Here is a 12176-nt window from a genome sequence, read left to right on the forward strand (position 1 = left end):
GGATGACATGAGCAACAGCAACAAGCCGGTTGTGCTGATCACCGGTGCCAGCGCCGGCCTCGGCGACGGCATTGCGCGGCGTTTCGCTAAGGGGGGCTTTCGCATCGTCGCCGTCGCACGGCGCAAGGACCGCCTCGATCAACTCGCGAAGGATCTCGCCGGCCAGACCGACGTGCTCGCGGTGGCCGAAGACGTCACGGCGCCGGGCGCCAGCGACCGCGCCGTCGAAGCGGCGATGAAGCAGTTCGGCCGCCTCGACTGCCTCGTCAACAACGCCGGCTACTTCAAGTTCGGCGCCGTCGACCAGACCGACGACGCGATGCTCGACGAAGTGCTCGACATCAGCCTCAAGGCGCCGTTCCGCTTCTCGCGCGCCGCGCTGCGCGTGATGGGCCCGGGCTCGTCGATCATCAGCATCGGCTCGGTCTGGGGTCTGCGCGCCGGTCTCAGCGGCGGCAGCTACTGCGCCGTCAAGGCCGGCCTGATCGGCCTGACGCAGTCGATCGCCGCCGACTACGGCTCGCGCGGCATCCGCGCCAACGTCGTCGCGCCGGGTGTCATCAAGACCGACATGACCAAGGACTTCTGGGACACCGACGGCTTCCAGCGCACCAACCAGGAAATGACGCCGTTCAATCGCGACGGCACGGTCGACGACATCGCCAACACCGTGCACTTCCTCGCATCGAGCGAAGGCAGCTTCATCAACGGCCAGACCATCGCGCTCGACGGCGGCTGGTCGACGACGAAGTTTCTTTCGATGGATGCCCTGGTCGCCGAGCGCGTCAAGAAGACGGCCTAAGCACACGCATGGATTTCAACTGGGACGCCGAGCAGCTGGGTTTCCGCGCTACGGTCAGGGACTTTCTCGCCAAGCACCTGCCCGAGAACTGGGAAGCGCTCGCGCACGGCCCGGGCTCGGCGGCGCAGAGCGCGTTCTCCAAGCAGTTCTGCGCCGCGCTGGCGAAGGACGGTCTGCTCGTGCCGCACTGGCCGCAGCGCTGGGGCGGCCGCGATGCCGATCCCTGGATGGCCTTCATCCTCGCCGAGGAGATGTGGGCGGCCGGTGAGCCGCGCGGCGGCCAGTACATGAACGTCAACTGGATCGGCCCGACGCTGATGCGCTTCGGCAGCGAAGAGCAACAGGCGCGCTACATCCCGCCGATGGCGCGCGGTGAGACGATCTGGTGCCAGGGCTTCTCCGAACCCGAGGCCGGCTCCGACCTCGCGTCGCTGCGCACGCGCGCGGAAGCCGACGGCACGAACTACCGCATCAACGGCCAGAAGATCTGGACCTCCTACGCCGGCGACGCCGACACCTGCTTCCTGCTCGCGCGCACCTCGGCCGGCAAGAACGGCATCTCGATCTTCCTGCTGCCGATGGATACGCCCGGCATCACCGTGCGGCAGATTCCGAGCATCATCGGCGAAGGCGACATCCACGAGGTCTTCTTCGACAACGTCGTCGCGCCCGCGAGCGCGATGCTCGGCGCCGAAGGCCAGGCCTGGGAGATCGTCCGTACCTCGCTGTCGCTCGAACGCGTCGGCATCCCGCGTTTCGCGCTCGCCGCACGCATGCTCGACCGCGCGGTCGCTGCCTTGCGCAAGGCGGCACGCTTCAGTGGCGCCGCGATCGACCAGGCTGCGCGCGCCAAGGCCGCCTGCGAGGCAACGCGCCTGTACAGCTACAGCATCATCGACCAGCGCAAGCGCGGCCTGCCGCCGGGGCCGGAGGCGAGCGCCGCGCGCTATGCGACGGTCAACGCCGAACGGCTGGTCGGCGAGTTCGTCGTCGAGCATGTGCCTGAGGCACTGGCGGGTGGCGACCCGCTGCTGCTCGCGCATCACCAGCGCGCAATCGTCGCCGGCATCGCCTCCGGCGCCGCCGAGATCCAGCTGAACCTGATCGCCACCGAACTGCTGCGCCTGCCGCGGGAGCCGCGCTGATGGACTTCACGTTGACCGCGGATCAGACCGCGCTGACCGGCGCGATCGACAAGCTCGCCTCGCAGTTCGAGACCAAGCCGACCGACTTCCACGGCTTCGCGCTGTCCGGTGCCGCGCTCGAGAAGGAACTCGAAGCCGGCGAGTACTTCGACATCGCGCAGATTCCGGAATTCGGCCCGCTGACGGCGGCGATGGCGGTCGAACGCCTGGCCTGGCTGCCCTGCAGCGCCGAAACCGCGCTGTCGATGCTGCTGCGGCCGCAGCTGCTTGGCGGCGATCTGTCGCGGCCGTTCGCCGTCGTCGAGAACGGCCGGCCCGGCCGCTTCGTCGCCGACGCAAAGACCGTGCTGCTGATCGATGGCGATGCGATCGCCATCGCGCATCCGTCCGCCGGCATGGCCGAAGCTGTCGATTCGATCTACGCGTATCCGATGGGTCAGCTGAAGAGCCGGCCCGCAGCAACGGCATTGTCCGCGGATGACGCCGCGACGGTTCGCACCTGGCTGCGCATCGCGCTCGCCGCCGAGATCAGCGGCCTGCTGCACGCCGCGATTGCGTCGACCGTCGAGCACCTGAGCATCCGCAAGCAATTCGGCCGGCCGCTCGGCACCTTCCAGGCACTGCGCCATCGCATGGCCGAATGCACCGTGCTGGCCGGCGGTGTGCGCTGGCTGATGCTGAAGGCCGCCGCCAGCGGCGATGCCGGCGACGCTGCGCTCGCCGCGATGCACGCGCAAGACAGCGCGACGCGCATCGTCTACGACCTGCACCAGATGCTCGGCGCGATGGGCATGACGCTCGAACATCCTCTGCACCTGTGGACCTACCGCATCAAGGCGCTGCTGTCCGAACTCGGCGGCCGCGGCGGTCAGGCCGTCGCCGTCGCCGATCACTGCTTCTCCGACGCGGCGTAGCCCGGATGAAATCCGGGGCCTTCTCTTTCGGCAAGCGCGAATCCCGGATTTCACCCGGGCTACCTGTGGCTCAGGACCGAGCATGAACGACGAACAACTCATCGCCGAAGGCTGGACGCGCATCGAGACGCTGGGCTTCACCGCAGCGCTCGGCGCGATCTGGCGCCACGGCCCGGATGACGACTGCTCGCTGGCCTTCCTCGCCGGCGAAGCACAGAGCAACTACGCCGGCTCGGTGCATGGCGGCGCGCTGATGACCTTCGCCGACATCGCACTCGGCTTCCGCGGCGCGCGCGCGCTCGGCCACACGGCTTGCGTGACGGCGCAGCTGCAGGTCCATTTCGTTTCCGGCGCGCGTGTCGGCGAGCTGGTCAGCTGCAAGCCCGAACTGGTGCGGCTGAGCAAGCAGATGTTCTTCGTGCGCGGGCTGATCGTCGCCGGCGGTCGCACGGTCGCCAGTGCCGACGGCATCTGGAAAGTGCTCGAAGTGCGGCCAGCGAAATGAGCGCCTTACGGCCATGACCTACTTCGGCGAGCTGCGGACCCACTGGCGCTCGCTGCTCGCGAGCACACTCGGTCATGGCGCCGGCCTCGGCGCCAGCGCCTACATCATCGGCACCTTCGCGCCGCACCTGCTCGCCGAGTTCGGCTGGTCGAAGGCCGACTTCGCACTGATGGGCACGGTGACGCTGCTGACGCTGGTGCTGCTGCCCTTCGTCGGCCGCCTCACCGACCTGTTCGGCGTGCGCCGCGTCGCGACGACCGGCGTCATCTTCCTGCCGCTGTCCTACTACGGCCTCAGCTTCTTCAACGGCAGCCTGTATCACTTCATCGGCATCGTCGTGCTGCAGGTGCTGTTCGGCATCTCGACGTCGACGGCGGTCTACAGCCGCCTCGTCGCTGAGCGTTTCGTCTCGGCACGCGGCATCGGCCTGGCAATCATGGCCAGCGGCCCGGCGATCGTCGGCGCGGTCGGCGCGCCACTGCTCAGCGACTACATCGACGCGCACGGCTGGCGCGCCGGCTATCAGGCGCTCGCGGTGTTCACGACTGTTTGCGGGCTCATCGCGCTGGCGCTGATTCCGGCCGACACGCAGCACACGCCACAGCTGCGCGAACAGCGCCGCGGCGCGCACGACTACCGGGCGATCCTGCGCAGCCCGGCGTTCTGGGTCATCGCCGGCGGCATCTTCCTGTGCAACATCCCGCAACCGCTGCACGGCGTGCAGCTCAAGCTGATGCTGCTCGACAACCACGCCGACTCGGCGACCGCCGCGCGGCTGGTGTCGCTGTACGCGACCGGCGTCATCATCGGCCGCTTCGTCTGCGGCGTCGCGCTCGATCGCCTGCCCGCGCATGTCGTCGCCGCGGTCGGCATGGGCCTGCCGAGCATCGGCATGTTCCTGCTCGCCTCCAGCATCGACACCGTGCCCGCACTGACGGCCGCCGTCATGCTGATGGGCCTGTCGCAGGGCGCCGAAGGCGATATCGCCGGCTATCTGGTGCTGCGCCATTTCAAGGTCGACATCTACAGTTCGGTGCTTGGCATGGTCATCGCCGCGCTGGGCTTCGCGTCGTCGATCGGCGCCGGCCTGCTCAGCCTCGCGCTGAAGCTGACCGGCGGCTACGACGTCTATCTGATGCTGACCGCGATCGGCGTTGCAATCGGCAGCGCGATGTTCATGCTGCTCGGTCACAAGCGCATCGGTGGCCAGCATGTCGCCGGCTGAGGCCGAGCTGCTGCACCGGCCGCTGTATGTACCGGACCTGCTCGCCAACGCGCTGAACCAGGACGGCGCGCGGCCGATGCTGCAGTTGCTCGGCGGCCCGCTGCTCACGGTCGGCGACGTGCGTGACGCGGCGAGCCGCTTCGTGCAGGCGCTCGCCAGCTTCGGCGTCGTCGCCGGTACGTGCGTCGGCATGCTGTCGGCGAACCGGCCCGAGGTGCTGCATACCGTCAATGCCTTCCAACTGCTCGCCGCGGTGTCGGCGCCGATGCATCCGCTCGGCGGCCTCTACGATCATCTGCATGTCGTCCGTGACGCCGGCATCGAGTGGCTGATCTTCGATGCGCGCTACGCCGAACGCGCGCTGCAGCTCGCTGAGCGCGCGCCGGGCCTGAAGCTGCTGTCGTTCGGACCGCATCCGCAGGCGGACGATCTCTGTGCACGCGCCGAACGCTTCGAGCCGCAAAAATTGGTCGCGCCGAAGGTCGGCCCGCACGACGTGCAGCGGCTCGGCTATTCCGGCGGCACGACCGGCAAGCCCAAGTCGATCGCGAGCGTCCATCGCACTGGCCTGCACACCGTGCAGATCATGCTCGCCGAATGGGAATGGCCGAATCCGCCGCGCTTCCTGTCCTGCACGCCGCTGAGCCACGCTGGCGCCGCGATGTTCCTGCCGACCCTGCTCAAGGGCGGCACGATGCTGGTGCTGCCGGCCTTCGAGCCGGTCGCCGTCATGCAGGCGATCCAGGACTACCGCATCAACTGCATGCTGTTGGTGCCGACGATGATCTACGCACTGCTCGATCATCCGCGCTTCGCTGAGTTCGACCTGTCGAGCCTGGAGACGGTGTTCTACGGCGCATCGGCGATCGCGGCGGCGCGGCTCAAGGAAGCGATCGAGCGCATCGGCCCGGTGTTCTCGCAGTTCTACGGCCAGGCCGAGGCACCGATGGCGGTGACGTTGCTACGCAAGCGCGAGCATGACGTCAACGATCTGCGCCGCCTCGCCAGCTGCGGCCGGCCGACGCCCTGGCTGCAGGTGGAACTGCTGGATGCGAACAACCAACCGGTCGCCGACGGCGAGCCCGGCGAGATCTGTATCCGCGGCCCACTGATCATGGACGGTTATCGCGACAATCCGGACCTCACCGCGCAGACCTTCGCCGGCGGCTGGCTGCACAGCGGCGACGTTGCGGTGCGCGATCCCGGCGGCTTCCTGCGCATCGTCGACCGCACGAAGGACATGATCGTCAGCGGCGGCTTCAACATCTACCCGCGCGAGATCGAGGACATCCTCAGCCAGCACCCCGCGGTGGCGCAGGTCGCGGTGATCGGCGTCGCCGATGCCAAATGGGGCGAGGCGGTGCAGGCGCTCGTCGTGCTGCGGCCGGGGCAGCAGGTCGAAGCCGACGCACTGATCGAACTCGTCGCCGCACGCAAGGGTTCGTTCCAGGCGCCCAAGCAGGTCCGTTACATCGACGCCATTCCGCTGACCGCAGTCGGCAAGCCGGACAAGAAGGCGCTGCGCGCGCAATACGGGACGACATCGGCATGACCACCCAGCTCGATCACTACCGCCTGCTCGGCCGCTCCGGCCTGCGCGTCTCGCCGCTCGCGCTCGGCACGATGACCTTCGGCGTCGATGCCGCCTGGGGCAGCGACGAAGCGGCGGCGACGCAGATCTTCAATCGCTACGCCGAACGCGGCGGCAACTCGATCGACACCGCGAACTTCTACGCCAACGGCGCATCCGAGCGCATGGTCGGCAAGCTCGTGCTGGGCCAGCGCCCGCGCTTCGTCGTCGCGACCAAGTACAGCCTGACGATGCGCCCCGGCGATCCGAACGCGAGCGGCAACCATCGCAAGAACATGCTGCAGTCGGTCGAGGACAGCTTGCGCCGTCTGCAGACCGACTACATCGATCTGCTCTATCTGCATGTCTGGGACAGCCGCACGCCGGTCGACGAGATCCTGCGCGCCTTCGACGATCTCGTGCGCAGCGGCAAGGTGCTCTACATCGGCCTGTCGGACACGCCGGCCTGGCAGGCTTCGCGCATGCAGGCGATCGCCGAGCTGCGCGGCTGGACCTCGTTCGCCGCGCTGCAGATTCCGTACAACCTCACCGAGCGCACGGTCGAGCGCGACCTGATGCCGATGGCGCGCGAGATGGGCATGGGCGTGCTGCCCTGGTCGCCGCTCGCCGGCGGCGTGCTCAGCGGCAAGTACCAGGCGGCCGATCTGCAGGCCACCGGCGCCGTGCAGGCCGCCGGCTCGCGCAAGAACATCAACCTTGCGACCGGCCGCCTCAGCGAACGCACGCTGGCAATCGCGGCAGTGCTCAAGACCGTCGCCGACGAACTGTCCTGCACGCCGGCGCAGGCCGCGCTCGCCTGGACGCTGCTGAATCCGGCGGTCACGTCGCCGATCCTCGGCACCCGCACCGTCGAACAGCTCGACGACAATCTTTCCGCGCTCGACATTGCATTCAGCACGGATCAGGTCGAACGACTGAACGCGGCGAGCCGCATCGATCTGGGATTCCCCCACGAATTTCTCGCCGGACCTGCGATGGGCATGATGTTCGGCGGCGTCAACGTAGCGCGGCGCTGACGCGCACAGTGCGCGCAATTGCGTCACTTGCTGACGCGGCCCGTCAGTCTCTGTCAGTCGCGCCGTCGCTCCACGCAAAAGCACGCTCGCCGCTCATCCGATGCGAGGCACCGCAGAAGCGGTGACGTAAAACCGTCGGCACCGATTTCGTCGGCGTAACTGTGCGCCGCCACTGACGAATCTTCGCGCTCAGGTCGGCCCTGACGGGAAGCGCCCCGACACCGGCTCTTCAGGCCTCGCACATGACTTGTCTCTGTCTCCGCATCGCGACCGATGCCGGAGCCAGACATGCAGAACACCGCCGCATCATCCGTCAGCTTCCTCCTGACACGCTGGCCGCTGCTGGCCGCCGCGCTGATGCTGATCCTCAGCGCACCGCTGCTGGCGTCCGGCTCGCCGAGCCCCGAAGAAGACGCTGCGTTCTCGCCCGGACCGAACACGCTGCGGCCTTCGCGCTATCTCGCAACCCGCGGCGCGCGCGACAGCCTGCAGATCACCGCGAACTTCCTGAGCTTCGACAACGACCCGCTGCGCCTGAGCTTCACGCTCGCTGGTGACGACGTGCGCGCCTCGCAGCGCGAGTACGGCCTGGTCAAGACCGACCTTGATGCGGTGGTCGCCCAGTGCAACAGCAGGGCCTGCAACGACGCCGAGTTCCAGCGCCGCATCCTGGCCTACTACCGCGGCCGCGGCCTGCGCCTCGGCACCGATGAGAAGAACCGCAAGCGCGTACTGGTCGACGTGCCGATCGCCGTACAGCGCAACCGCCAACGCGTCGCGCCGCTGGCGCAGGCGCTGCAGCGCATGGCTGCACAGCAGCAGCGCGATCCGCAGTGGCTGCTGGAGGCGGCCATCGCGCTGGTCCAGAGCGGTCTCGACTACAAGCAACCGGACACCTGGGATCAGGGTCGCAAGATCATCGGCTTCTACCCGCCACCGCAGGCGCTGGAGCGCGGCTTCGGCGACTGCGATACCAAGAGCGCGCTGCTCGCGGCGATCCTGCAGAACCTCAGCGATGCACCGCTGATCGGCGTGCACGTGCCGCAGCACTATCTGATCGGCATCGCCGGCACGCCGCGCGCGGGCCAGGCGACGATCGAGCACGCCGGCCGCACGTACATCCTGATCGAAGCCGCGGGACCGGCGCGCCGGCCGCCCGGCGAAGTGGCCGATGTGACGACCGATGCGCTGGCCAAGGGTGTCGATATCCGGATCGATCCGATCATCTGATCGCAACGTTCCAGAATCCGTAGGATGGGCCGCAAGGCCCATCGACAGGCGGTGATCGAGGCCACGATGGGCCTCTCGGCCCATCCTACGCGGCCCATCCTACCGATCGACGACCGCCTGGATCGACGCAGCAAGCCAGCTGGCCATCTTGCGGTCCGCGCCCTTGCGCTCGGGCATCAACGGGAACTGCTGGGTGAACAGCACGAAACCCATCGCCAGCGTGACGATCTGCAGCGCGCGCGCCTCGGCATCCGGCGCTCCGAGCCACTTCGCGAGCGGTGCGACGATGCGTTCCCGCATGACGCGCGTCGCGATCTCGCGCGCCTCGGCGTCGCCGGTCGCCAGGGCGATGATCGACGGCGGCCTGATCGCCAGCCGGGTGTCGACGAACAGATGGCTCAGGTGCTGGCCGATCGCCTCGCGCTTCGTCGTCGTCAGCAGCGGCGTCAACGGCATCGCCTCGATCAGCGCCGCTTCGAACAGTGCGGCCTTGGTGCCGTAGTAGCGCAGCAGCAGGGTCGAGCTGACATCGGCAATCGCGGCAATATCGCGGATGCCGGCCTGCGAGTAGCCGATCTCGGCGAAGGCCTGCTGCGCGGCGGCAAGGATGGCCGCCTTGGTCTTCTCGGCGTTGCGAGGCTTCGGCGCCGAAGGCTTCTTGAGTGCCTTCGCCTTCATCGGACGACGACGCGGACGCGCGCCAGGTTCTGCACCCTTGCATACGGCGTCTGCGTGTTGCCGTCGCGCTGCGAAGCGACACGCAGCACGGCGAAATAGGTGCCGGCACGGCTGTAGGCGTGAGTCGCGGTCAGCTGCACGCGCGCTTGCGTTCCGTCGACGACGACCTTAACCGGATAACTGCCGATGCCTTCGAAGTCCCATTCGGCCGCGACCACGGTGCCCGCCTGCGCCGGCACCTCAACCGTCGCGCTGAAGCTGACGGTCTCGCCGACCGCGACTTCCGCCCGCTGAGCGCCGTTGGCACTCAAAGCGACCAGCGGCTGAATACCGCCGCGCTCGGCGGCGGTATCCGCAACGACGACCTGCGTATCGACGATCCGGTACTGCGTGCTCGCCGGCCGGCGCCCCTGCTCGGCCCAGGCGCTGACGTCGCGCAGCGCCTGCTGCAGCGCGCCGGAGAAACTGACGGTGTGCGCATGCGCCGCCGGCGTCTGCGGATTGTCGTGCTGGGCATGATCGATGTACCACAGCGCAAAGAGGTCATCGCTCTGCGCGCCCAGTGCGGCCTGCACCTTCGTGCGATACCAGTCGGCCTGCCAGGGCAGTGCGTCGATATCCATCAGCACCTCGACGACAATCATCTTCGCGCTGATGTCGCCGTTCGGCAGACTGCCGGCGGTCCCGACCGCACCGACCGGGCCAATCAGCACGTCGCGTTGCGGATAGATCGGCGTGCCATCGGCATGACGGAACTGGTTCCAGCCGTACAGGTCCGGCGTCGGCAGCTGATGGCGCTGGTAGGTCTGCAGCGCCAGCCCCCAGCTGTTGTCGATACGCACCCTGTCGCCGACCTCGATGCTGCCGGTCACCGACTGATCCGCGGCGTAGGCGAAACCGACGCGGCGGCCGTTGATTGTCGCGATCGGCACGCTGCTGCCCGCGCCCTTGCCGCTGAGCAGCACGAGATGACTATCCGCAAAGTCGTGGTCCGGCACTGACGCCAGCTCGACGTGGCGCGGCATGCCGTCGATGACCTGGCTGACCGCCGTTTCGAACGTGAATCGCGCTGCGTGTATCGACGAGGCCGGATCGCTGCCCAGGTAACCCGGTAGACGCCAGAAGTCCTCGAGGTAGCCGGGATCGAGCATCGGCATCAGCGGCGCGACCTGCGAGAAGTAGCCGCTGTCGAGCTTCGCGTGGTTCCACCAGCCGCGCGGCGGAAAACCCATCAGCGCGGCTTCTTGGTAGGCCGCGCGCTCCTCGTCGTTGAGCGTTGCCAACGGATCGCCGCTGCCGCCCGGATTGATCGCGTCCATGATCGCCGGGAGGCGGTCGCGCTGCCGCAGCACCCGCAGCGCATTCATGCGCACGGTGAACATGCTCGGGATCGCGTTCGGCGTTGCCATCACGAACGGCACGAAGCCGTCCCAGACGCCGCGAGTGTTCTCGGCGCTGCCGATCACCTGATAGGAGCCGCCGCTGCCACCGAACAAGTACCCGTAAGGCCGGTGCGATCCATACAGTTCGGCGGCGACAAGCCTCGAGTGCTTCGCCGCTGCCGCGTTGACGCGATACGCGGCTATCGCCGGATCGGCCATGCCGGCGCGGTCGCTGCCGCCCAGATTGGTCTGCACGTAGTAGGCGCCGCTGTCGAAGGTGAAGCCCAGATCGCCGGTCGCGACCTCAAACTCGATCGGAAACGGCCCGATGTCTTCCGACAGCGCCAGCGGATAGGTGTTGTGGAAGAAGCGTCCCTGATAGCGCTCACGCTCGGGAAAGTAGAACGAGAAGCGCGCATCCGTACCGCGAAAACCGCCGTGCACATAGCGATGCGGCAGCGGCTGCTCGCGCAGCTCGTTGACGTCAACGTAAGGCTCGCGATATTTCGGATCGATCGTCTCTTCGGTGATGCGCCCGACGATCGCCGGCGCCTCGACTGCCGCCGGCTGAGCGCTCTTCAGCCGCTCACCACTCAAGCTGGACTTGCCGAGCAGGCCCAGCTTCGCGCTGCCGGTGAAGCGGTCGCCGTCGATCTGCGCCTTGAAGCTCACCGTGATCGGGATCGGCTTGGTCGCCTTCATCTGCCAGCTCAGCGCTCCGCCCGCCGCGGTACCGCTGATGTCGTGATTGCCCATCGGGCTTTCGATGCGACCGTTGAAGGTCTCACCCAGCGTGTCGATGTGCAGGACCATGGTCTGCGGACCGACCGGCGTCGTCATCGTGACTTTCCAGCTGCCGATTGCGCTCATGAGTGCGCCTACACGCGCCAGCCACGGATGCGGTTGCCCGCATCGCAGAGGACGGTCTCGTTGGTGATGAAGCGCGCATCGTCGGACGCCAGAAACAGGGCCAGCTTCGCGATGTCCTCCGCCGTGCCGTGCAGGTTCAGCATCTGCTGACCCTGGATGCGGGCGTAGATTTCCGGCGGCAGCTGTGCCCGGTTCGCCGGCGTTTCCATGATGCCGGGCGCAATGGCGTTGACGCGAATGCCGTCGCCGCCGAGCGCGCCGGCCATCGCGAACGTCATCGCATTCAGGGCCGCCTTGGTCACGCCGTAAGCCGTGCCCGGCACGTAGCTCGCCATCGACGAGATGTTCAGCACGACACCCTTCGCTGTCGCGAGCGCCGGTCGCAGCGCCTGCGCCAGCAGCAGCGGCGCGACGGTGTTGATCGCAAGATAGCGCAGCCACTTCTCCTGGCTGAGGCCGAGAAAGCCGTGCGCGATCTCGCCATAGGCGAGCCCGGCATTGTTGATCAAGACGTCGAGGCGTGCATCGTCAGCGCAGATTTGTGCGGCGGCCGCATGGATCTCCGATTCGTTCGAGAGGTCGACTTTATGCGTGGTGCAGCTGGTACCGGCTGCACGCAGTTCTGCGGCCAGCACGTCCAGGCCAGCGACATCGACATCCATGAGCAACAGGTTTGCGCCTTCGGCCGCGAAGGTGAGCGCGAACGCGCGGCCGAGGCCGCCAGCGGCGCCGGTGACGAGCACATGGCGGCCTTGATATCGCTGAGTCATTGGAGATCCTTCTGGGCGAAGTGCCGTGCAGTTAAGTTATCAAGTGAT

11 protein-coding genes are annotated in these 12176 nt (G+C 67.6%); 8 read left to right on the forward strand and 3 right to left on the reverse strand.

The window, feature by feature from the left end:
* Positions 1-7 precede the first annotated feature (7 nt).
* The 8 genes from AC3WUF_RS10665 (at position 8) to AC3WUF_RS10700 (ending at position 8428) form a co-directional block, all read left to right on the forward strand.
* A complete protein-coding gene (locus AC3WUF_RS10665; protein ID WP_492425265.1) occupies positions 8-802 on the forward strand; it encodes an SDR family NAD(P)-dependent oxidoreductase in 795 nt (264 codons plus the stop codon).
* An 8-nt stretch (positions 803-810) separates the two neighbouring features.
* The gene (locus AC3WUF_RS10670) at positions 811-1947 is read left to right on the forward strand and encodes an acyl-CoA dehydrogenase family protein (protein WP_492425267.1); all 1137 of its coding nucleotides are present in this window, start codon (positions 811-813) and stop codon (positions 1945-1947) included.
* The gene (locus AC3WUF_RS10675; protein ID WP_492425269.1) at positions 1947-2861 is read left to right on the forward strand and encodes an acyl-CoA dehydrogenase family protein; all 915 of its coding nucleotides are present in this window, start codon (positions 1947-1949) and stop codon (positions 2859-2861) included. The genes AC3WUF_RS10670 and AC3WUF_RS10675 overlap by 1 nt, the downstream gene beginning before the upstream one ends.
* Positions 2862-2943: 82 nt before the next feature.
* Positions 2944-3366, forward strand: coding sequence for a PaaI family thioesterase (locus AC3WUF_RS10680; protein WP_492425271.1), 423 nt, complete (start codon positions 2944-2946; stop codon positions 3364-3366).
* A gap of 13 nt (positions 3367-3379) precedes the next feature.
* On the forward strand, positions 3380-4591 hold the full coding sequence (locus tag AC3WUF_RS10685) for an MFS transporter (protein WP_492425273.1): 1212 nt from the start codon (positions 3380-3382) through the stop codon (positions 4589-4591).
* The gene (locus AC3WUF_RS10690; protein WP_492425275.1) at positions 4578-6143 is read left to right on the forward strand and encodes an AMP-binding protein; all 1566 of its coding nucleotides are present in this window, start codon (positions 4578-4580) and stop codon (positions 6141-6143) included. Before AC3WUF_RS10685 ends, AC3WUF_RS10690 begins: the two co-directional genes overlap by 14 nt.
* Positions 6140-7198: an aldo/keto reductase gene (locus AC3WUF_RS10695; RefSeq protein WP_492425277.1), complete on the forward strand. Its 1059-nt coding sequence runs from the start codon at positions 6140-6142 to the stop codon at positions 7196-7198. Before AC3WUF_RS10690 ends, AC3WUF_RS10695 begins: the two co-directional genes overlap by 4 nt.
* Before the next feature lie 288 nt (positions 7199-7486).
* The gene (locus tag AC3WUF_RS10700) at positions 7487-8428 is read left to right on the forward strand and encodes a hypothetical protein (protein ID WP_492425279.1); all 942 of its coding nucleotides are present in this window, start codon (positions 7487-7489) and stop codon (positions 8426-8428) included.
* Between the two features lie 99 nt (positions 8429-8527).
* Here the strand turns inward: AC3WUF_RS10700 and AC3WUF_RS10705 are convergent, their stop codons facing one another.
* From AC3WUF_RS10705 to AC3WUF_RS10715, 3 genes are read right to left on the reverse strand one after another with little or no spacing between them, the layout of a single operon-like run.
* Positions 8528-9106, reverse strand: coding sequence for a TetR/AcrR family transcriptional regulator (locus AC3WUF_RS10705; protein ID WP_492425281.1), 579 nt, complete (start codon positions 9104-9106; stop codon positions 8528-8530).
* Positions 9103-11358, reverse strand: a complete 2256-nt coding sequence (locus AC3WUF_RS10710; RefSeq protein WP_492425283.1) for a PKD domain-containing protein — start codon at positions 11356-11358, stop codon at positions 9103-9105. Before AC3WUF_RS10710 ends, AC3WUF_RS10705 begins: the two co-directional genes overlap by 4 nt.
* 8 nt (positions 11359-11366) lie before the next feature.
* Positions 11367-12128: an SDR family NAD(P)-dependent oxidoreductase gene (locus AC3WUF_RS10715; protein ID WP_492425285.1), complete on the reverse strand. Its 762-nt coding sequence runs from the start codon at positions 12126-12128 to the stop codon at positions 11367-11369.
* Positions 12129-12176 lie beyond the last annotated feature (48 nt).

This window comes from Fontimonas sp. FW305-C-3 (genome assembly GCF_058783185.1).